At 70.9% G+C, this 19,698-nt stretch carries 21 protein-coding genes; 10 read left to right on the top strand and 11 right to left on the bottom strand.

Going from position 1 to position 19,698, the window contains the following annotated elements:
- Window positions 1–10: 10 nt before the first annotated feature.
- Together EIY87_RS07925 and EIY87_RS07930 are read left to right on the top strand one after the other, a co-directional pair.
- Entirely contained in the window at window positions 11–1,252 is a 1,242-nt protein-coding gene (locus EIY87_RS07925) for an SLC13 family permease (protein ID WP_125307012.1), read from the top strand.
- Window positions 1,253–1,255: 3 nt separating this feature from the next.
- Window positions 1,256–1,549 (top strand): contact-dependent growth inhibition system immunity protein, encoded by a 294-nt coding sequence (locus tag EIY87_RS07930; RefSeq protein ID WP_125307013.1) that lies wholly within the window; start codon window positions 1,256–1,258, stop codon window positions 1,547–1,549.
- A gap of 3 nt (window positions 1,550–1,552) precedes the next feature.
- Here the strand turns inward: EIY87_RS07930 and EIY87_RS07935 are convergent, their stop codons facing one another.
- The 4 genes from EIY87_RS07935 to EIY87_RS07950 form a co-directional block, all read right to left on the bottom strand.
- The gene (locus tag EIY87_RS07935; protein WP_125307014.1) at window positions 1,553–3,295 is read right to left on the bottom strand and encodes a glycosyltransferase family protein; all 1,743 of its coding nucleotides are present in this window, start codon (window positions 3,293–3,295) and stop codon (window positions 1,553–1,555) included.
- Window positions 3,296–3,479: 184 nt separating this feature from the next.
- Window positions 3,480–4,589 carry a bifunctional RNase H/acid phosphatase gene (locus tag EIY87_RS07940; RefSeq protein ID WP_125307015.1) on the bottom strand — a complete coding sequence of 370 codons (1,110 nt, stop codon included), beginning with the start codon at window positions 4,587–4,589 and terminating at the stop codon, window positions 3,480–3,482.
- Window positions 4,586–5,323 (bottom strand): zinc ribbon domain-containing protein, encoded by a 738-nt coding sequence (locus EIY87_RS07945; RefSeq protein ID WP_125307016.1) that lies wholly within the window; start codon window positions 5,321–5,323, stop codon window positions 4,586–4,588. Before EIY87_RS07945 ends, EIY87_RS07940 begins: the two co-directional genes overlap by 4 nt.
- Before the next feature lie 12 nt (window positions 5,324–5,335).
- Window positions 5,336–6,157: a Nif3-like dinuclear metal center hexameric protein gene (locus EIY87_RS07950; RefSeq protein ID WP_125307017.1), complete on the bottom strand. Its 822-nt coding sequence runs from the start codon at window positions 6,155–6,157 to the stop codon at window positions 5,336–5,338.
- A gap of 571 nt (window positions 6,158–6,728) precedes the next feature.
- Between EIY87_RS07950 and EIY87_RS07955 the strand changes: the two genes are divergently transcribed.
- The 4 genes from EIY87_RS07955 to EIY87_RS07970 are packed head-to-tail and all read left to right on the top strand — an operon-like array spanning window position 6,729 to window position 9,543.
- A complete protein-coding gene (locus EIY87_RS07955; RefSeq protein WP_125307018.1) occupies window positions 6,729–7,490 on the top strand; it encodes a GntR family transcriptional regulator in 762 nt (253 codons plus the stop codon).
- Between the two features lie 23 nt (window positions 7,491–7,513).
- Entirely contained in the window at window positions 7,514–7,975 is a 462-nt protein-coding gene (locus tag EIY87_RS07960) for a low molecular weight protein-tyrosine-phosphatase (RefSeq protein ID WP_125307019.1), read from the top strand.
- Window positions 7,976–8,035: 60 nt separating this feature from the next.
- Window positions 8,036–8,878 carry an SURF1 family cytochrome oxidase biogenesis protein gene (locus EIY87_RS07965; protein WP_125307020.1) on the top strand — a complete coding sequence of 281 codons (843 nt, stop codon included), beginning with the start codon at window positions 8,036–8,038 and terminating at the stop codon, window positions 8,876–8,878.
- Between the two features lie 50 nt (window positions 8,879–8,928).
- Window positions 8,929–9,543 carry an FMN-binding negative transcriptional regulator gene (locus EIY87_RS07970; protein WP_125307021.1) on the top strand — a complete coding sequence of 205 codons (615 nt, stop codon included), beginning with the start codon at window positions 8,929–8,931 and terminating at the stop codon, window positions 9,541–9,543.
- Window positions 9,544–9,672: 129 nt separating this feature from the next.
- On the opposite strand, the gene EIY87_RS07975 is transcribed toward EIY87_RS07970, so the two are convergent.
- Window positions 9,673–10,563, bottom strand: coding sequence for a cobalamin biosynthesis protein CobD/CbiB (locus EIY87_RS07975; protein WP_125307022.1), 891 nt, complete (start codon window positions 10,561–10,563; stop codon window positions 9,673–9,675).
- Between the two features lie 41 nt (window positions 10,564–10,604).
- Window positions 10,605–11,288: a FadR/GntR family transcriptional regulator gene (locus EIY87_RS07980; protein ID WP_125307023.1), complete on the bottom strand. Its 684-nt coding sequence runs from the start codon at window positions 11,286–11,288 to the stop codon at window positions 10,605–10,607.
- Between the two features lie 103 nt (window positions 11,289–11,391).
- Between EIY87_RS07980 and EIY87_RS07985 the strand changes: the two genes are divergently transcribed.
- The 4 genes from EIY87_RS07985 to EIY87_RS08000 all read left to right on the top strand — a co-directional run bounded on the left by EIY87_RS07985 (window position 11,392) and on the right by EIY87_RS08000 (window position 14,179).
- A complete protein-coding gene (locus EIY87_RS07985; protein WP_191984008.1) occupies window positions 11,392–11,886 on the top strand; it encodes a gluconokinase in 495 nt (164 codons plus the stop codon).
- The gene (locus EIY87_RS07990) at window positions 11,883–13,247 is read left to right on the top strand and encodes a GntT/GntP/DsdX family permease (protein WP_125307025.1); all 1,365 of its coding nucleotides are present in this window, start codon (window positions 11,883–11,885) and stop codon (window positions 13,245–13,247) included. Before EIY87_RS07985 ends, EIY87_RS07990 begins: the two co-directional genes overlap by 4 nt.
- Before the next feature lie 108 nt (window positions 13,248–13,355).
- Window positions 13,356–13,676, top strand: coding sequence for an ArsR/SmtB family transcription factor (locus EIY87_RS07995; protein WP_225439772.1), 321 nt, complete (start codon window positions 13,356–13,358; stop codon window positions 13,674–13,676).
- Window positions 13,673–14,179 (top strand): SRPBCC domain-containing protein, encoded by a 507-nt coding sequence (locus tag EIY87_RS08000; RefSeq protein WP_125307027.1) that lies wholly within the window; start codon window positions 13,673–13,675, stop codon window positions 14,177–14,179. The genes EIY87_RS07995 and EIY87_RS08000 overlap by 4 nt, the downstream gene beginning before the upstream one ends.
- Before the next feature lie 56 nt (window positions 14,180–14,235).
- Here EIY87_RS08000 and EIY87_RS08005 read toward each other — a convergent pair whose 3' ends face one another.
- From EIY87_RS08005 to EIY87_RS08025, 5 genes are read right to left on the bottom strand one after another with little or no spacing between them, the layout of a single operon-like run.
- A complete protein-coding gene (locus tag EIY87_RS08005; protein WP_125307028.1) occupies window positions 14,236–15,204 on the bottom strand; it encodes an N-acetylglucosamine kinase in 969 nt (322 codons plus the stop codon).
- A complete protein-coding gene (locus EIY87_RS08010; RefSeq protein WP_125307029.1) occupies window positions 15,201–16,466 on the bottom strand; it encodes a 6-phospho-beta-glucosidase in 1,266 nt (421 codons plus the stop codon). Before EIY87_RS08010 ends, EIY87_RS08005 begins: the two co-directional genes overlap by 4 nt.
- Window positions 16,463–17,353 (bottom strand): carbohydrate ABC transporter permease, encoded by an 891-nt coding sequence (locus EIY87_RS08015; RefSeq protein WP_125307030.1) that lies wholly within the window; start codon window positions 17,351–17,353, stop codon window positions 16,463–16,465. Before EIY87_RS08015 ends, EIY87_RS08010 begins: the two co-directional genes overlap by 4 nt.
- Window positions 17,350–18,336 (bottom strand): carbohydrate ABC transporter permease, encoded by a 987-nt coding sequence (locus tag EIY87_RS08020; RefSeq protein ID WP_125307031.1) that lies wholly within the window; start codon window positions 18,334–18,336, stop codon window positions 17,350–17,352. The genes EIY87_RS08015 and EIY87_RS08020 overlap by 4 nt, the downstream gene beginning before the upstream one ends.
- The gene (locus EIY87_RS08025; protein WP_125307032.1) at window positions 18,333–19,691 is read right to left on the bottom strand and encodes an extracellular solute-binding protein; all 1,359 of its coding nucleotides are present in this window, start codon (window positions 19,689–19,691) and stop codon (window positions 18,333–18,335) included. Before EIY87_RS08025 ends, EIY87_RS08020 begins: the two co-directional genes overlap by 4 nt.
- Between the last annotated feature and the right edge of the window lie 7 nt (window positions 19,692–19,698).

The raw sequence follows: 19,698 nt of genomic DNA on the forward strand, positions 1-19,698 counted from the left end.
GCTTAGGCGGGTGAACTTCTGGGCAGGGGCGGGCAGCCTCGCGCTGCTGGCCGTCGTGCTGGTCTTCGCCATCGTCCGGCCGCGCGGGTGGCCCGAAGCGGTCGCCGCGGTGCCTGCCGCGGGGCTCGCGTTGCTGCTCGGGCTCGTCCGCCCCGAAGCGGCCGGGCAACGAGCTGTCGAGATCCTCCCGACACTGGGCTTCCTGGCCGCCATCCTGCTTTTGTCCTTTTTGGCCAGTGTCGACGGCGTCTTCAGCTGGCTGGGCAACCGCCTGGCCGAGGCGTGCCACGGCAAGCCCCGCCGCCTGCTCGTGCTCACCTTCGCCGCGGCGGCCGGGGTGACCGCGATCCTCAGCCTGGACGCCACCGTCGTCCTGCTCACCCCGGTCGTGCTCGCGACCGCGAAGAACCTCGAACTGCCGCCCCGCCCGCACGTCTACGCGTGCGCGCACCTGGCCAACTCGGCGTCGACGCTGCTGCCGGTGTCCAACCTGACGAACCTCCTGGCGTTCGCGGCGTCGGGGCTGACGTTCGCCGGGTTCACGGCGCTGATGGCGCTGCCGTGGCTGGTCACGATCGGCCTCGAGCTGCTGGTGTTCCTGCGGTTCTTCGCCCTGGACCTGCGCCCGCGCGAGACCGCCGAGCCCAAGCAGCACCTCGAAACCCCGACGTTCGCCCTGGTCGTCCTGGGCCTGACCCTGGCCGGCTTCGGCGTCGGGCAACTCGGCCACGTCGAGCCGGTCTGGATCGCGGCGCTCGCCGCGCTGGTCTTGGGCGTCCGCGCACTGGCGGCGGGCAAGATCCGGCCGTGGCAGCTGGTCACCGAGGCGTCGCCGCAGCTGTGCCTGTTCGTGCTGGGCCTGGCGGTCGTCGTCGAGGCGGTTTCGGAGCACGTGCTGGGCGGCCTCCTCGGCGACGTCCTGCCGACGTCGACCGGCCTGCTGGACCTCCTGGTCGCGGCCGGGGTGGCGGCCCTGCTGGCCAACCTCGTCAACAACCTCCCGGCAACGCTGATCCTGCTCTCGGTCCTCGGCCCCCACCCGGCACCGGGCGTGCTGCTGGCGGTCCTGCTGGGCGTCAACATCGGCCCGAACGCGACGTACCTGGGGTCACTGGCGACACTGCTGTGGCGCCGGACGCTGCCGTCACCGCCGTCGGCCCGCACGTTCCACGCACTGGGCGCCCTCACGACCCCGCTGTGCCTGGCCGCGGCGACGGGGGCGTTGTGGCTGAGCTTGAGCCTGGCGGGCTGAGCCGTGGTCGACAAGTCGCTGAGCCTCGAACAGCTCGAAGGCCACGCCTGGAGCACCCCGCCCGCCGACGCGACCCGGCTGGCCCGGACGGCTCACGCACTCCGGCGCCTCCTGGAGCTGGACCCGCTCACCGAGGGCGACTTCTACCCCGGCGATCTGCTGGTCGCCGTGCTGGAGGTGCCACCGGCCCACTGGCACCCCAGCGAACGCCGCCGGGCGTCGAGCCTGGTCGCGAAGCTCGACAACGACCCCGGCACGCCGGAGTACGTCCAGCGGGAGATCGACGCGTTCCGCTGAGGCTCAGCTGGGCATCGTGATCGTCTGGCCCGGCTTCATCGTCGCCCCGCAGTCGTCCAGCGGGCCGCCGAAGCGGTCCGCCGCCACCGCCGGGATCGTCTTCGCCGCGTACTCCTGCGCCGCCTTCAGCTTCGCCGGGTCCGTCACCGCGTCGCGGCGGACCCAGTCGCCATTCCTCAAGCCCTCGATCGGCGACGAATAGATCAGCACGTAATCCCGGTCCAACCGCGGGTCCAGCGCGATGCCGTTGCCGGCCGCCCACGGGCCCCACGAGTGGATGAACGTCGGCTTCACCGTGTCGAACACGTAGTCGCGCAGGCTCGCCAGGTCGTTGTCGTGGACCAGGTCCGCGATCGGCTTGTTGACCAGGCCCGCCATGTCGACCAGCTCGAGGCGGCTGGTCATCGACGAGCCGCCCAGGTCCGGCAGCAGCAGCGACGCCTTCTGCAGGCCGAGGATGTCCGCGTACGTGTTGAAGCCGCGGCCGAAGCGGTCCGCGACCAGGCACGCCGTGATGTTGGGGTTCTTCGCGAACTTGTCGGCCGCGGCCGCGAAGCCGATCGCCGACGGGACGAACGCGCCGAGCAGCACCACGACCACGCCGACGCGCAGCAGCGCGCGGCGGTGGCGCAGCAGCTCGCCCGCCGAGAGCGTGCCCGCGATGACCGCCAGCGGCCAGATCGGGCTGGCGAAGCGGTGCTGGTACATCCAGTCGGCGACCATCACGCCGTACGCGACGATCCCGAGCCCCAGCGGCACCAGCAGCGCGATCAGCGACCGCCGCCACGGGGCCTTGACCAGCGCGAACGCGATCACCAGCGCCAGCACGACCACGCCCGCCCAGCCCGCGTAGCCGACCAGCTCGAAGGGGCGCTTCACCGCGTCGAACCCGGGCAGGCCCTGCTGCTTCGCCACCGACGGGTTGGCCAGGAGCCGGCCGAACTCGGCGTGGCGCCAGACGACGTACGCGCCGAACGGCACCGCGAACGCCGCCACCGACAGCAGCGCCAGGCGGAAGCTCTTCCAGAACAGGCCGCCGCGCAGCAGGAACAGCGCCGTCAGCGGGTACGCGCCCGCGTAGATCAGGCCTTCGGGCCGGGTCAGCGCGGCGAACGCCACCATGACGCCGGCCCAGAGCGCGACCTTCGGGGTCAGCAGGCGGTCGTTGCGGACCGCGATGAACAGCGTCACGGCCAGCGTGACCACCGCGAACGCGAACAGCGAGTTCTCCAGGCCGGAGACGACCCAGATGACGAACGACGGGATCGTCGCCAGCGTCAGGCCGGCGATCAGCGTGGCCAGCCACGCGAAGCGGGTGAAGACCTGCTTCGCGGCGAAGTAGCAGGCGGTCAGGATGCCGCCGGTGAACAGCAGGCCCAGCGCCTTCGGGAACAGCACGTAGTCCGGGAGCCCGAAGAGCGAGCCGTGGTCGAAGAGGCCGACGAGCTTGCCGAGGCCGAGCAGCACCATCCACGTCGGGTCGGAGAAGCCCTCGACCGGCGGAGCGCCCGGCTGCAGCACCGGGCCGAGGCCGTCGGCGAAGCTGCGGGCGTAGGAGAACGTGATGGCGGCGTCGTCGACGATCCAGTGGCCGTAGCGGGTGGCGTGGACGGCGACCGCCGCGACGCCGGCGAGCACGGCCAGCACCGGCGCGAGCCGCGCGCCCCAGCTCCGCGTGGTCGTCGCGGGCGCGGGGTCCTCGGGGACGTCGCTCGGGGAGGTCTCGGTGAGTGCGCTAGCCGTCATGTCCTCGTCACTGTTCCGCCCGCAGGCTTCTGCCGGTGGGATACGCGCGAGCTGGCGCCCCCTGAGTGGGCCGATCCAGCCGGCCCGCCACCGCGGCGACGCGGTCGAGACACTGTAGCCAATACCCCATCCGGGGTCGGCCACGCGTCGGCATTGAGCGTGATCCACCCCACACTTCCGCCGGTCAGGACAGGTGCGAGGTGTCGTTGACCAGGCGGACCGACGCGTTGCCGTCCGGGTAGAACTCGACGATCGACAGCGACGCCAGGTCGAGGTGCAGCCGGAAGAGCAGCTGCGGACCGGCGTCGAGGCCCATCCGCAGCAGCGTCTTGATCGGCGTCACGTGGCTGACCAGCAGCAACGTCCGGCCGCCGTGCTCGGCGATCAGCTCGTCGCGGGCCTTGCGGACGCGCCGGTGGACGACGTCGAAGCTCTCCCCGCCGGGCGGCGGCACCGAGCTGTCGCCCAGCCAGGAGCCGTGCAGTTCGGGGTCGCGGTCGGCCGCTTCGGCGAACGTCAGGCCTTCCCAGTCGCCGAAGTCGGTCTCGATGAGGCCGGGGTGGGTCTCGACGCGGCCGCCGAGCGCGTCGGCGACGGCCTGCGCGGTCTGCTTCGCGCGGGTCAGCGGCGAGGAGATGATCGGGACGGCCTCGCCGTCGACGACCAGGCCGTCCATCGCGGCCAGCCGCTTCGCCGCCGCCGCGGCCTGGGCGCGGCCCAGCTCGGTGAGCGGGATGTCGCCGCGGCCGGAGTAGCGGCGCAGCGCCGACATCTCCGTCTGGCCGTGGCGGAGCAGGAGCAGCCGGGTCGGGGTGCCCTTCGCGCCGGTCCACGCCACGGTCGCGCGGTCGGGCTTGCGGGTCGGCAGCTTCGGCAGGGCGGGCTTGCCGGCGGCCGCGTCCATGGCCTCGTTGGCGAGCCGGTCGGCGTGGGCGTTCTGCGCGCGCGGGATCCACTCGTACTTCACGCGGGCGAACCCCGCGGCCAGCTCCTTCGCCTGCACGGCGAGCGGCTGCATGTCCGGGTGCTTGATCTTCCAGCGCCCGGACATCTGCTCCACCACGAGCTTCGAGTCCATCCGGACGTCCACAGTGGACGCGCCAAGCTCGGCCGCGGCGGCGAGCCCGGCGATCAGCCCGCGGTACTCGGCGACGTTGTTGGTGACGACGCCGAGGCTTTCCTTCCGCTCGGCGAGCACCTGACCGTCGGCGTCCTTGACGACCGCGCCGTAGCCGGCGGGGCCGGGGTTGCCCCGGGACCCGCCGTCGGCTTCGACGACGACGTGCGAGGTCACAGACCCGACTCCATGGTCCGGACCAGGATCGCGCCGCAGTTCTCGCACTGGATGACGTCGTCCTCGGGCGCGGCCTTGATCTCGTTGACGGTGTTGCGGTCCAGCTCCAGCTGGCACGCGCCGCACCGGCGGGCGCGCAGCAGCGCGGCGCCGATGCCCTTGTGCTCGCGGACCCGCTCGTACAGCTTGAGCAGCGGCTCCGGGAAGCGCGGCACCAGCTTCTCGCGGTCCTCTTCGCGGCGCGCGCGGGTGGTGTCGAGGTCCTTGAACGCCTCGTCGCGGCGGGCGGTCGCGGCGACGACCTCGGCTTCGGCCTTGTCGACCTCGGCGCCGGTGCGCTGCGCGTCCAGGCCGAGGGCCTCGCGCTGCTCCATCAGCTCCAGCAGGTCGTCCTCGAGCGCGCGCTGGCGCCGCTCCAGCGACTGCAGCTCGTGCTCGATGTCGGTCATCTGCTTCGCGTTCACCGAGCCGGACGCCAGGAGCTTGCGGTCGCGGTCCTCGCGGGCGCGCACCGACTCGATCTCCTTCTCCTGCCGGGCGATCTCGCGGTCGAGGTCGGACGCGGCGGTCTCCACCGAAACGAGCGCGTCGCGGCGCTCGCGGGCGGTCTTCTCCCCCGCGTCGATCTCGGCCAGCTCCGGCAGGGTGCGGCGGCGGTGCGCGGTGCGCGAGAGCTCGGCGTCCACCTTGGCGAGTTCGAGCAGCTGGCGCTGCACGGCGGGTTCGGCCTTCACGGTGCTCCTCGTTCAGTTCGACGTGCGCTCGGCGCGGACGTTCCACGGGTCGGTGCACCGCGTGGAGACGCAGGTGTCGACGTTACCCGCAAACGCTCGCGCCACGACCGCCGAGGCTTGCCCGCACCACGGCCATTCGCTGGCCCAGTGCGTCAGCCCGACCAGCGCGGGCACCGGCCCGGCCGCGGCGAGGTGCTCCCCGGCGGGGTGATGCCGCAGGTCGGCGGTGACGTAGGCGTCGACACCGGCCGCCGTGGCCTGCGTGAGGTAGGAGTCCCCGGCCCCGCCGGACACCGCGACGGTCCGGATCTCGCGGTCCTCGTCGCCCGCCCCGAGCACCCCGGGCACGGTCTCGGGCAGGGCATCGGCAACCCGCTGCACGAACACCGCGAACGGCTCGGGCTCGGGCAGCTCGCCCAGGCGACCGATACCGGTGACGCCGTCGGCGTTGGGCGCCAGCGGACCGGTGACGCGGAGCCCGATCGCCCGCGCGAGCGCGTCGGAGACCCCCGGATCGGCCGAGTCGGCGTTGGTGTGGGCGCAGTAGAGCGCGATGCCGGCGCGGATCATCCGGTGCACGAGCGCGCCCTTGGCGGTGTCGGCCGGCACGCCGTGCACCCCGCGCAGGAGCAGCGGGTGGTGCGCGACGATCAGCTGCGCGCCCAGCTCGGCGGCTTCGTCGACGGTCTCGGCGACGGGATCGACGCAGAAGAGCACACGCGTGACGGACTCGGCCGGATCGCCGCAGACGAGACCGACGGCGTCCCACGACTCGGCGAGCGCGGGCGGGTAGGCCTGCTCCAGCACGGCGATGATTTCGGATAGCGCGGGCATCCGGGGATCTTCGCACGGGCGCCCGCTCGCCACGCGGGTACTGGCGCGCGCGGGCCGGGGGAGGCGCCCCGGCGACGTCTGGCCGCCGCCGCCGTGAGCGCCGCGTGGAGCGTCAGTTGCAGTTGCCGCAGCAGCCGCAGCCCTGACCGGTGCACTTCGAGCAGCATCCGTGCATGATCGCTTTCCTTCCGGTTCGCGTCCTCGCGTGATCACGCTAAGTGCCGGTTGGCGGGCGGGGGTACCGCCGAGCGAGCGGGTGACCGGGTGAACCGGCCGGTTACGCTCGCGGATGGGGCCGGGGAATCCGCATCGCCCGCCGGCAAGCCGAGTCGCAATCCCAGCAGGTCTTCAACGGAGGCCTCCGCTCGAAGCACTCGAAGACGAGCTTTCCTCGTTTTCCGCACAGCGTGGTGAGCGTGCCGTTGACGAAGTCGACTTCCGCGACCCGATGCCAGACGTCACCGAGAGCCGGTTGGATCCGCGCTTTGTCCAAGTAGACGATCAGGCCCACGAGGTTCTCCAGCCGCCGCACAACTGGTCAAGACGAGCTGACGAGTGGAGAATGCGTCGCATGGTGGACCGCACGAGTGGAGTTCCCGCCTTCCGGCAGGTCGCGGCCGACCTTCGCCGAAAGATCGATGCCGGGGAGTACGCGCCCGGCGCCAAGCTTCCGAGTGAACGCGAACTGATCGAAACCTACGGCGTCTCGCGGCCGACCGTCCGCGAAGCGGTGAACCTCTTGAGGTCCGAAGGCGTGGTGGACGTCGAGCACGGTCGTGGCGTGTTCGTCCGGCCGCCGTCGAACATCCACCGGCTCGCCCGCGCCCGGCTTTCCCGTGACGCGCGAGGACGGAACGAGGGCGCTTTCCTGGCCGAGGCCAAGGCGACGGGGTTCTCCGCATCGAGCAACGTCAAGGTCCGCTTCGAGCGTGCCGACGAGCGGGCGGCCGAATTCCTGCGGCTCGACGTCGGGACCGAGTTGACCGTGCGGGATCGGGTGATGCGAGCCGACGGGCTGGTGGCTCAGCTCGCGGTGTCCCGGCTGCCTCGCGAACTGACCCGGGGCACCGCGATCGAGAAGGTCGCCACGGGCGACGGTGGTACTTACGCTCGTCTCGAAGAGGCCGGTCACGTGATCGGTTCGTTCGCCGAGCACGTGGGCGCCCGGATGCCGACGCCGGACGAGGTGACGCTGCTCCAGCTCGCCGTCGGCGTGCCGGTCCTGACGATCACGCGCGTGGCGTACGGAACCGAGGGCAGGCCACTGGAGATGAACGACATCGTGCTCCCGGCCAGCCTCTACCAGCTGTCGTACGAGTGGCCGGCCGACTGATCGAGCCGGTTACGCTCGCGGACGTGACCCACATCGTCTTCGTCTGCTCCGGCAACATCTGCCGCTCCCCCATGGCCGAGCTGGTGTTCCGGGCCAAGCTCGAGGAGGCCGGCCTCGGCGACGCCGTCCGCGTCACCAGTGCCGGCACCGGGCCCTGGCACGTCGGGGAGCCCGCCGACAAGCGCGCCCGCGCGACGTTGAAGGCGCACGGTTACCCCACCGCGCACGTGGCGTCCGAGGTCTCCGCCGAAGACCTCGCCGCCGATCTGCTGCTGGCCGCCGACGAAGGGCACGCCGAGTTCCTGCGGTCGCGGGCCGGCGACCCGGCGAAGGTGCGGCTGCTGCGGTCGTTCGACCCGTCGGCTCCCGAGGGCGCCGAGGTCCCCGACCCCTACTACGGCGGTGACGACGGCTTCGAGGACGTGCTCGGCATGGTCGAGCGCGCGGTGCCCGGTTTGCTCGATTGGGTGCGTTCGCGGGGGTAGGGATCACAGGTGGCGGAGGTCGGCGGGCAGCCGGGGCGGGACACGGCCTACCGTGGTGGGGTGCGGTTGCGGTTCCTGCTCAGGCCCGGGTGGCTGGCTCTGACGGCGGTGGTGTTCACCTTCGCCATCTGCTGCTTCACGCTCCTCTCACCCTGGCAGTTCAGCCGCAACACCGAGCGTGAGCAGCAGAACGCCGCGCTCGAGACGTCGTTCACCGCCGACCCGCTGCCGCTCACGCAGCTGCTGCCGCCGGGGAGCGTGGTCGGGCCGAAGACCGAGTGGCACCTCGTCTCCATCACCGGCCGGTACCTGCCGGACAAGGAAGTCGTCGCGCGGCTGCGGACGGTCCAGGGCGAGGGCGCGTTCGAGGTGCTGACGCCGCTGCAGACCACCGACGGCACCGTCGTGCTGATCGACCGCGGCTACGTCCGGCTCGACAGCAAGTCCGGCGTCCTTCCGTTCGCGCCGCCCCCGCCCGGCACGGTGACGGTGACCGCGCGGGCCCGCGCCGACGAGACGGACCCCAAGAACCGCGCCGCGTTCGCCGACGCCTCGACCGGCGGGCGGCTGCAGAGCTACGTCGTCGATTCGCGGGTCGTCGCGCGGGCCGGGCAGCTCGACATCCGGCCCGGCTACTTCCAGCTCGACACCGGCCAGCCCGGCGTGCTCGGCGCGCTGCCGCTGCCGCAGACGGACTCGGGGCCGTTCCTGTCGTACGCGCTGCAGTGGATCGCCTTCGGCGCGATGGCGCTGCTCGGCTGGCTGTACTTCACGGTCCGGGAGCTGAAGCCGGGTGGCGCGCTCGACGCGTCGTCGCCCGAGAAGCCGGAGAAGACGCGCCGGAAGTCCGTCGCGGAAATCCTGGCCGAAGACGAGCTGGCCCAAAGTGGCCATCAGAAATAGGCCGGAAATGGCCCTTCGACACGGCCACTTGCCCGGGTGACACTGCGGGCATGCTGATCCACCCGTGGGACGCCGCCGACGACTCCGAATGGCGGGAGTGGCTGTCCTCGCACGACTTTGGCCAGCTGATCGCCGGTGGCACCGGCCGCGACCTGCCGGTGGTGACCCCGGCGCACTTCGCGTTCGACGGCGACCGGACGGTCGTCACGCACCTGGCGCGGCCGAACCCCATCTGGCCGCTGCTGGAGGAGCACCCGCGGGCGCTGCTGACGGTGGTCGACGACTACACCTACATCCGCGCGGACTGGAACACGGCCGCGGACCCGGCGCACGGCGTGCCGACGTCGTACTACGCGACGGTGCAGCTCGAAGGCGACGTCCGGCTGGTCGACGACCCGGCGGCGAAGGCGGAGCTGCTGGACAAGCAGTTGCGGCACTTCGAGCCGGACGGCGCGCGGGCGCCGGTGAGCGCCACGGAGGGGCCGGACCGGCGGCTGCTGCCGGGGATCCGCGGGATCGAGTTCACGATCACGGGGGTGCGGGCGAAGTTCAAGTTCGGCGGGAACAAGACGGCGGAGGACCGGGAGCGGATCGGGGCGCGGCTGGCGGAGCGGGGTGGGCGGCTGGACGGGGCGGCGTTGACGCAGCTGCGCCGCCGCGGCTGAGGAACCGCGGCCCCCGCCCTATCCCTGGGGGGCGGCCCCTAGGCCAGTCTATCGGCGCCACCCGGCAAAACCGCCCCAGCGCAAGCGAAACCGGCCGGTTGTCCACACCCGGCCGGTCTTGTGGACAGCTCAGCGCGACCGGCGCCGCAACCCCGCCACCACGGCCAGCAGCACCGAAGTCACCGCCGCCAGCCAGCCGACCACCCGGGACAGCTCCACCGCGCGCGTCACGTGCCCGGCGTCCGGATTCCGTCCCACCCCGAGCACCGGCAGCTCGGCCACGCCGTGCGGATACACCGTCCGGCCGCCGACGCGGATCTCCAGCGCGCCCGCGAACGCCGCCTCTACGCGGCCCGCGTTGGGGCTCGGGTGGGCGATCGTGTCGCGGCGCCACGCGCGCCACGCGCCGCCCGCCGAGCCGCCGACCACCGGGGCCGCCAGGACCGTCAGCGCCGCCGCCACGCGGGTCGGGACCAAGTGGACGAGTTCGTCGAGCCGGTCGATCGCCCAGTGGCCGCGGCGGCCGACGCGGGCGCGGCGCAGCAGGCTCACCGCGCGGGCGCCGGCCAGGCCGGGGACGCCCGCCAGCGCGCCCCACACCAGCGGGGCGACCACGGCGTCGGAGGTGTTCTCGGCCAGCGTCTCCACCGAGGCGCGGGACAGCGCGATCGCGCCCAGGCCGTCGGCGACCCGCGGGTCCAATTCGGACAGTGTGGTGCGCGCCGGCTCGAAGCGGCACTCCTCGAGGTCGCGGGCCAGCTCCGTGCCCTGCAGTGCGAGGCCGGCCGCGCCGAGGACCGCCCACGTCGTGACGGCCGTCGCCGAGGCCTGGACCAGCGGGCGGCCGCGGCCGGCCCGTTCCAGCAGTACGCCGCCCGCGACCACCGCGCCCGCGACGAGTGCGCCGCGGCCGGGCGCGAGGCGGCGGAAGGCCGTCACCGGCGGACGGCGGCGGGGGTCGCCGAGGGCGCCGTCGGCCGCCACACCCAACACCAGTCCGATCGCGCGCGCCGCGCTCACCCGTGCCCCCCGGCGGAAGAAAACTGCAGTACCCGAGGAGGCTACTCGACCAGCGCCGCGATCTCGTCACGTGCCTGGACGACGATGTCCCGCATCGCCCGCTCCGCCCGGTCCGCGTCCCCGGCCGCCACCGCCGCGGCCACCTCCAGGTGCAGTGCGACCGCGTCGGGCTGCGGCTCCGGGGGCATCAGGCCGTGCCCGGTCCGGCCGGTGAGCACCTCCGCGACGACCTCCGACAGCTGCGCGAACATCGGGTTGCGCGACGCGCCGAGCAGCAGGTCGTGGAACGCGATGTCGAACTCGAGGAACGTCCGGAGGTCGCGCGCGCGGGCCGTGCGCGCCAGCCGCTCGCCTAACGCACCGAGCCGGCCGCGCTCCTCCGGCGTCGCGCGCAGCGCCGCGTACCGCGCCGCGCAGGGTTCGATCGCCGAGCGGAGCTCGTTCAGGGTGGCGAGCGCCGCCGGGCGGGCCGGGCCGTCGAGCTGCCAGCGGATCAGGCGCGGGTCGTAGTGGTTCCACTCCGCCGCCTCGCGGACGATCACCCCGACCCGCCGCTTGCTGCTGGTAAGCCGCATCGTCTCCAGCACGCGGACGACTTCGCGCGCCACCGTCCGCGACGCCCCGAAGCGCTCCTGCAGCTCTTCGGACCGCAGCACGGTGCCCGGCGGCAGCTCGCCGTTCGCGATCGCCGCACCCAGCGCGTCCAGTACCTGCTCGTGCCTCACCCGGTCCAACCTAGCCGTCTGATTCGATTAAGTAGTACTTCATCTTGAATAAGTAGTACTTTTGAGTTTGACTCACCTGGGCACAACGAAGTGGGAGGTGCGGATGACCGTCATCGTGGTGATGGGCGTGTCCGGCTCCGGGAAGACGACGATCGGGACCGCGCTCGCGCGGGCACTGGACGTCGAATACGCCGAAGCGGACTCGTTCCACCCCAAAGCCAACATCGACAAGATGACCGCGGGGCACCCGCTGACCGACGAGGACCGCGCCCCCTGGCTCGAGGCCATCGCCGGCTGGATCCGCGAGCACCAGGACGGCGGCGGCGTCGTGACGTCGTCCGCGCTCAAGCGCCGGTACCGCGACGTGCTGCGGACGGGCGGGAACGTCTGGTTCGCGCACCTGCGCGGCGATCGCGAGATCCTCGCCGAGCGCATGAAGTCGCGCTCGGGCCACTTCATGCCGGTGTCCCTGCTGGACTCCCAGCTCGCCGACCTCGAACCGCTGGAGCCGGACGAGGCCGGTGCCGTCTTCGACATCCGCGAAACTCCCGCGGCGATCACCGACGCCGCCCTCACCGCCTTCCGGGAGCGCTCATGACCACCCTCGCCGCCGCCTGGACCGGCCACGATTCCCGGCTGATCATCGCGACCGTCGTCGCGATCGCCGTCATCGTCGTGCTGATCACCAAGGTGAAGCTGCACCCGTTCCTGTCACTGGTGCTCGGCTCGCTCGCGCTCGGGCTGACCGCCGGGATGCCGGTCGACAAGCTGCTGAAGAGCTTCACGACCGGCGTCGGCAGCACCGTCGCGTCCGTCGGCATCCTGATCGCCCTCGGCGCGATGCTCGGCAAGCTGCTGGCCGACTCCGGTGGCGCCGACCAGATCGTCGACACCGTGCTCGGCAGGGCCCGCGGGGCCGCACTGCCGTGGGCGATGGCGCTCGTCGCCGCGCTGATCGGGCTGCCGATGTTCTTCGAGATCGGCCTCGTCATGCTGATCCCGGTGGTGCTGCTCGCGGCCAAGCGCACCGGGAAACCGTTGCTGCTGCTGGGGATTCCGGCGGTGGCCGGGCTTTCGGTGCTGCACGGCCTGGTCCCGCCGCACCCGGGCCCGCTCGCCGCGGCGGGCGCGCTGAACGCGAACGTTGGCGTCACGCTGGCGTTCGGCCTGCTCGTCGGCATCCCGACGCTCGTCATCGCCGGCCCGCTGTTCGGCAAGGTGGCGGCCCGGCTCGTCCCGGACGCCCAGCCGCCGGAGCGCCTGATCCCGGAGCGCGCGGACACGGACAAGCCGCGCCCGAGCTTCGCCGCGACGCTCACGACGGTGCTGCTGCCGGTCGTGCTCATGCTGGCGAAAGCGCTCTCCGACATCCTGCTGGACAAGGGCAGCGGGGCCCGCAAGATCCTGGACTTCGTCGGCGACCCGCTGATCGCGCTGCTGGCGGCGGTCCTGGTCGGCATGGTGCTGCTGGGCCGCCCAGCCGGACTCGGCCGCGAAAAGCTGTCCACTGTGGTCGGTGAGTCGCTCGGCCCGATCGCGGGCATCATCCTCATCGTCGGCGCGGGCGGCGGGTTCAAGCAGACCCTGGTCGACGCCGGCGTCGGCGACGTCATCACCGGCCTGGCCAAGGACGCGAACCTCTCCCCGCTCCTGCTCGGCTGGCTGGTCGCGGTCGCGATCCGGCTGGCGACGGGATCGGCCACGGTGGCGACGGTCTCCGCGGCGGGCATCGTCGCCCCGCTGGCGGCGGGGATGGACCCGTCGCATAGCGCGCTGCTGGTGCTGGCGATCGGCGCGGGGTCGCTGTTCTTCTCGCACGTCAACGACGCGGGGTTCTGGCTGGTGAAGGAGTACTTCGGCCTGTCGGTCGGCCAGACGCTGAAGAGCTGGTCGGTGATGGAGACCCTGATCTCCGTGGTGGCGATCGCCCTGATCCTCCCGCTGTCGCTCCTGGTCTAGTTCGAAAGCCGTGAAGGCCTCCTTACCGGTCATAAAAGCCGGTAAGGAGGCCTTCACGGCTTTTGGCGGCCGTTGACATGTGACCTTTTGGTCACCTATCTTGAGGACGTGCACGACGACCTGGTGTTCAAGGCGCTGGCGGATCCGACCCGCCGGTTCCTGCTCGACCTGCTCTTCGAGCGTGACGGCCGCACGCTCACCGAGCTGGAGACCCAGGTCGAGATGACCCGCTTCGGCGTCATGAAGCACCTGAAGCTGCTGGAAGAAGCCGGACTCGTCGTCACGCGGAAGGACGGCCGCGAGAAGCGGCACTTCCTCAACCCCGTGCCGATCCGGCAGATCCACGACCGGTGGATCGACAAGTACACCGAGCGCCAGGTCACGGCGCTGCTCGACCTCAAGAACGAACTGGAAGGCGAAGAACCATGACGAACACCGTGCAGGTCCACCGCGTCTACATCAAGGCCACCCCGGAGCGCATCTGGGACGCCATCACCCAGCCCGAGTGGTCGCAGAAGTACGGCTACACCGGCCTCGTGGACTTCGACCTCAAGGTCGGCGGCAAGCACCGGACCCGCCCGACGCAGGCGTTCATCGACGCCGGCATGACCGGGGACCTCGTCGACGGCGAGGTGCTGGAGGTCGACCCGCCGCGCAAGCTCGTGATCACCTGGAAACTGCTGATGGGCATCGACGGCATGGAGAGCGAGCCGTACACCACGGTCACCTACGACATCGAGGCGACGAAGACCGCCGGCACCAGACTCACCGTCACCCACGACCTCACGGGCGCGCCGCTGACCGCCGAGATGGTCGGCGGGGTGCACGAGAACATCGACGCCGGGCCGGGCGAGAACGCCGGTGGCGGCTGGGCCTGGGTGCTCTCCGACCTCAAGTCCCTGCTGGAGACCGGCGAGATCCTGGTGCCGTGACGGGGGTCTGGCGGGACCTGCCTCGCGCCGCTTCGAGGCAGGTCCCGCCAGGGTCTTCAGACGCGCTGGGTCGCCGCCTTCAAGGCCGTCTTCGCGGCCTCCGGCGCACCCAGCGTGTCGAGGCCGAACAGCGCCGCCCCCACCACGGGGTTCACGTCGACGACGCGGACCACCGCGCGCGGCGCCACCTTCAGGCACCGCTTCTCGATCTCCGCGATCACCGGCGCGCCGATCCCGGTCAGCACGCCGCCGCCGAGGACGATCTCCGGCGCTTCCTCGGTCAGGTCCAGTTCGCGGAGGATCACCGCGGCGAACACGCTGACCTCCTCCACGAACCGCGTCACGACGTCCTGCGCGACCTCGTCGCCGTCCGCCGCCACCTCGAACAGCAGCGGGCACAGGCCGTGGATCGACGCCGGGTCGATCTCCTCGAAGTGCAGGCCCTGCACGACGTCCAGCAGCGTCGGCTTCCCGAAGTACGCCGCCACCGCCGGCATCAGCGCCGTGCGCGGGCCGCGGCCGTCCTCGGCGCGGACCGCCCACCACAGCGCCTCTTCGCCGAGCCGGTACCCGCCGCCCCAGTCGCCGGAAATCTTGCCCAGCGCGGGAAAGCGGTGGACGCGGCCGTCCGGGCCGACGCCGGCGCCGTTGATCCCGGCCCCGCACACCACCGCGACCCCCACCCCCGCGCTGCCCGCCCGAAGCAGCGCGAGGGTGTCGTTCCCGACGGTCAGGGTGTCGCTCCAGCCACGCGCGGACAACGCCGCGTGCAGGGCTTCTTCCTCACGCGGGAAGTCCAGCCCGGCCAGGTACGCCGAGGTGTGGACCGCGAACGGCCGCTCCCCGAAGCCCGGGAAGGCTTCCAGCACCAGGTCTTCCAGCGCCGCGACGCAGGCCGCGACGCCGATGTTCTGCGGCGACGCGCCGGGACCTCTCGACTTCCCCAGCACCACGCCGTCTTCCGAGACCACCAGGACCTCGGTCTTGCTGTTGCCGCCGTCGATCGCGATGATGGCAGGCTTCATCCGCGCGCCCAGGGCAGGTACTCGCGGTTGATCCGCACCAGCGCATCGGCGAGCTGGTCGGCTTTCGAGTACTGGCCGACCAGCGGGTGCGCCAGCAGCGCGTCGGCCACGCGGTCGCGGCCACCCTTCACCGCCGCCTCCAGCGCGAGGAACTCGTACGCCGTCGTCGCCGAGATCAGGCCGGAGAACCGGGGTTCCACCGGCGGCTGCGCAATCGGCGTCGCGCCGGAAGAATCCACAGTGGACCGTGCTTCGATGACGGCGTCGTCCGGCAGGAACGGGAAGGTCCCGTCGTTGCGGACGTTCACCACGTGCTCCTCGGCCGGCCCGCCCGCGGTCAGCGCGTGCACCAGCTGCACGGCGGCTTCCGAGTAGTACGCCCCGCCGCGCTTCTCCAGCGACTCCGGCTTCGTGTCCTGCTCCGGGTCGAGGTAGATCTTCAGCAGCTCTTCCTCGACGTCGGAAACGACCTCCGCGCGCGGCCGCTCGGTGCGCTGCTTGGCGACCTGCTCGTCGTGCGCGTAGAAGTACTTCAGGTAGTACGACGGCACGACGTTCATCCGCCGCAGCCATTCCCGCGGCACACTGACCTCATTGGACAAGTAGTCCAGGTGCCCCTCGAGCAGCTCGGGCAGCCGGTCGACGCCGTCGACGAGCGCGCCGCGCTCCCAGCTCAGGTGGTTGAGTCCGGTGTGGACGAGCTTGACGTCGTCCGCGCCGACGCCGAGCAGCTTCCCGAACTGGCGCTGCAGGTTGATCGCGACGTTGCACAGCCCGACCGCGCGGTGGCCCTCGTCGAGCAGCGCCCGCGTGACGATGCCGACCGGGTTGGTGAAGTTGACGATCCACGTGTCGTCGCCGGCGATCTTGCGCACGCGGTCGGCGATGTCGAGCACCACCGGCACCGTGCGCAGCGCCTTCGCCAGGCCGCCCGCGCCGGTCGTCTCCTGCCCGACGCAGCCGCAGGCGTGCGGGAACGTCTCGTCCGAGCGCCGCGCCCGCTGCCCGCCGACCCGCAGCTGGATCAGCACCGCGGACGCGCCGTCCACGCCCTCTTCCAGCGACTGCGTGGTCCGCACGCGCGCCGGGTGCCCGGCGTGGTCGAGGAGGCGCTGACTGAACCCGCCGACGGCCTCCACGCGGTAGGCGTCCGGGTCGACCAGCACGATCTCGTCGACGTCCAAAGTGGACCGGCGACCGGCGATCCCGTCGATCAGCTCCGGCGTGTAGGTGGACCCGCCACCGACGACTGCCAGCTTCATCCCTTGACTCCCGTGAATGTGATGCCCTTGACGAACGACTTCTGGGCGAAGATGAACAACACGATGACCGGCGCCATGATGAGGGCCGTGGCGGCCATCGTCAGGTTCCACTCGACGTGGTGCATGCCGCGGAAGGACGCGATCGCCAGCGAAAGCGGCCAGTGGTCGCGGTTTTCCCCGGTGTAGAGCAGCGGCCCGAAGTAGTCGTTCCAGGTGAACAGGAAGCAGAACATCGCGGTGGCCGCGATCCCGGGCTTCGCCATCGGGATCAGCACCCGGTACATCGCCTGGAACTCGTTGCAGCCGTCGATCTTCGCCGCTTCGATGTAGTCCTTCGGGATCGTCAGGAAGAACTGCCGGAGCAGGAAGATCGAGAACGCGTCGAAGAAGAAGTACGGCACGATCAGCGGAACCAGCGTGCCGGTGAGCCCCATCCGCACCCACAGGTCGTACAGCGGCACGATGGTGACCTGCGGCGGCAGCAGCATCGCGGCCACGGTCAGCATGAAGAACAGGTTCTGCCCGCGCCACCGCAGCTTCGAAAGCCCGTAGGCGGCCGGGATCGCCGAGAGCAGCGCGCCCGCCGTCGCCACGGCCGAGTACAGCAGGCTGTTGCCGAAGTACGACAGCAGCGGGGCCTTCTGGAACACCTCGACGAAGTTTTCGAAGTGCCATTCGGTCGGCCACAGGCTCGCCGTCATCGCCTGGTCGCTCTTCATCACCGAGGTGAGGAAGACGAACAGGATGGGCAGCATGAAGATCACGCCCATGGCGATGCCGACCGAGTGCAGGGCGATGAACGACAGCCGCTTGTCCCACTGCCGCTTGAACTTCACCTTCGGCGGCACGCCCGCTTCGCGCTGCGGCGCTTCGGCCAACGCGGTCATGCGCCCTCCTCCTGGTGCTGGGACTTCCGCAGCTGGCGAACGAGAATCCACGTGAACGCCGCGCTCACGATGAACAGCAGCACGGCCATCGCCGCCGCGTAACCCATGTTGAAGTAGCGGAAACCCTGGACGTACAGCCAGATCGGGTACGTCAGCGTCGAGTTCTGCGGCGCCCCGATGAGCTTCGAGTTGCCGGCGACGTCCGCCGTGCCCGCGCTCGCGGAGGCCGCCACGATCGCCTGGGTGAAGAACTGCAGGGCGTAGATGATCGAGTTGACCACGCCGAAGAGCAGCACCGGCGAAATCGACGGCAGCGTGACGTGCCAGAACCGGCGGATCGGACCGGCGCCGTCGAGTTCCGCCGCTTCGTACTGTTCGGTCGGGACGTCCAGCAGCGCGGCCAGGATGATGATCATCAGCTCGCCGGAACCCCACAGCGCCAGCAGCGTCAGCGCGGGCTTCGACATCTCCGGGCTGTTGAACCACAGGCCGCCGTCGATGCCGACGAGCCGCAGGAACCGGTTGACCGGCCCGAATTCCGGGTTGAACACGAAGACGAACGCCAGCGTCGCCGCCGCGGGCGGGGCGAGCGTCGGCAAGTAGCACAGCGTCCGGACCAGGCCGACGCCCGACTTGAGCCGCGAGATCACCGACGCGACGCCGAGGGAGAACACCACCCGGCAGACCGTCAGGATGACCACCAGCCACAGCGTGTTGTACGCGGCCGTGCCGACCAGCGGCTCGGTGGTGAACATCCGGACGTAGTTGTCGAAGCCGATGAACTCCGGCGCGTTGATCAGGTCGTACCGGGTGAAGGAGTAGTAGACCGTGGCGATCAGCGGGTAGCCGAAGAAGATCAGGAACCCGAGGAAAGCCGGCGCCATGAAGAAGAAGACGGTCCGGCGGCGCTTGGCCCGGCGGGCCCCCGCCCGCGCCTTGGCAGGCACGGACGGGGATACCTTTTCCGCGAGCGTGGACGTCATCCGCCCGCGCCCTTCTGCTTGAGTTCGTCGTTGACCTGCGCGTCGACCGTCTTCAGGCCGGCGATGAGGTCGGGCACCGAACCGGCCTGCCACTTCTCCGCGAAGTCGTTGACGGCCTTGAGGTGCGCGTCACCGATCGGGGTGGTCTGGTTGGCCACCAGCTTGCCGCTGTCGTAGATGTCGAGGAACGTCTTGAACTGCGGCTGCAGGTCCAGCTTCGGCGAGGTGAGCGAAGCCTTGGTGCTGGGCACGTTCTTCAGGCCGTTGGCCATGTCCACCAGGGTGTCGGTGTCCAGGGTGACCTGCTTGATCAGCTCCCACGCGGCGCCGGGGTTCTTGGCGCCCTTGGGGATCGCGATGATCGTGCCGGTGGTGAAGCCGCCGCCGTAGTGGTCGGCCATCGAGTCGAGGACCGGGAACGGCGCGGTCTGGTACTTGACCTCCGGCGCCTGGTCCTTCAGGAACGCGGTGCGGAACTCGCCATCCATGATCATCGCGAGCTTGCCCTTGTGGAAGCCGTGGTCGGCGGAGTACTCGTCGCCGAGGCCCGCCTTGAACTTCTCGACCTTGTCGTGGCCGCCGTAGAAGTCGATGAGTTGCTTCTGGAACTCGAACATCGCCTTCCAGCCCGGGTTGGTGGCGAGGTCCGACTTGCCGTCCTGGCCCAGGAAGGTGGCGCCGAAGTACTGCGCCCAGTACTGGGCCTGGTTGGCGTAGAACGGCATCGAGGGCAGGAAGCCGGCGACCTTGATCGAGTCGTCCGGGTTGAACTCGGTGAGCTTCTTGGTGTCCTCGAACAGCTCCGACAGCGTCTTCGGCGGCGTGGTGATGCCCTTCGCCGCGAACATGTCGGTGTTGTAGTACATCCCGTAGACGTCGGCGAGCATCGGCATCGCGCACCGCTTGCCCTGGTACTCGGTGTAGTTGCGGACCGCTTCGGGGATTTGGTTCAGGTCGATCTTGTCGCGCTCGATGTAGGGCTTGAGGTCCTGGAAGCTGCCGGTGGAGCACCACGCGCCGAGGTTGTCGGTGTAGAAGGAGATCGCGACGTCGGGCGGGTTGCCGCCGCGGATCGACTGGGTGAGCTTGTCGTCGTCCTGGTTGCCCTCGTGCTTGATCTCGATGTTCGGGAACTTCGCCTTGAGCTTGTTGAGGCCGGCCGTCACCACGCCGTACTCGCGGTCGGTGAACTTCGAGTACACGGTGATCGTGAGCTTGTCGTCCTTGCCGGGCGCGGCCGCGGCGTCACCCCCGCTCGGGGCGGCGGCGCCGGAGCAGGCGCTGGTCAGCAGGACGGACGCCGCGGCGGCGGCAGCGAGAAGTGCGCCGCGACGGGTCCGGGTGGTAGGGGGCATGGCCCTC

This window comes from Amycolatopsis eburnea (assembly GCF_003937945.1).
GTDB lineage: Bacteria > Actinomycetota > Actinomycetes > Mycobacteriales > Pseudonocardiaceae > Amycolatopsis > Amycolatopsis eburnea.

Bases quoted from the DNA above. Each gene is read 5' to 3' on its own strand.
- EIY87_RS07935 (WP_125307014.1), bottom strand. From the start codon at position 3,295: ATGACGGCTAGCGCACTCACCGAGACCTCCCCGAGCGACGTCCCCGAG.
- EIY87_RS07950 (WP_125307017.1), bottom strand. From the start codon at position 6,157: ATGCCCGCGCTATCCGAAATCATCGCCGTGCTGGAGCAGGCCTACCCG.
- EIY87_RS07955 (WP_125307018.1), top strand. From the start codon at position 6,729: ATGGTGGACCGCACGAGTGGAGTTCCCGCCTTCCGGCAGGTCGCGGCC.
- EIY87_RS07970 (WP_125307021.1), top strand. From the start codon at position 8,929: ATGCTGATCCACCCGTGGGACGCCGCCGACGACTCCGAATGGCGGGAG.
- EIY87_RS07985 (WP_191984008.1), top strand. From the start codon at position 11,392: ATGACCGTCATCGTGGTGATGGGCGTGTCCGGCTCCGGGAAGACGACG.
- EIY87_RS07990 (WP_125307025.1), top strand. From the start codon at position 11,883: ATGACCACCCTCGCCGCCGCCTGGACCGGCCACGATTCCCGGCTGATC.
- EIY87_RS08000 (WP_125307027.1), top strand. From the start codon at position 13,673: ATGACGAACACCGTGCAGGTCCACCGCGTCTACATCAAGGCCACCCCG.
- EIY87_RS08005 (WP_125307028.1), bottom strand. From the start codon at position 15,204: ATGAAGCCTGCCATCATCGCGATCGACGGCGGCAACAGCAAGACCGAG.
- EIY87_RS08010 (WP_125307029.1), bottom strand. From the start codon at position 16,466: ATGAAGCTGGCAGTCGTCGGTGGCGGGTCCACCTACACGCCGGAGCTG.
- EIY87_RS08015 (WP_125307030.1), bottom strand. From the start codon at position 17,353: ATGACCGCGTTGGCCGAAGCGCCGCAGCGCGAAGCGGGCGTGCCGCCG.
- EIY87_RS08020 (WP_125307031.1), bottom strand. From the start codon at position 18,336: ATGACGTCCACGCTCGCGGAAAAGGTATCCCCGTCCGTGCCTGCCAAG.
- EIY87_RS08025 (WP_125307032.1), bottom strand. From the start codon at position 19,691: ATGCCCCCTACCACCCGGACCCGTCGCGGCGCACTTCTCGCTGCCGCC.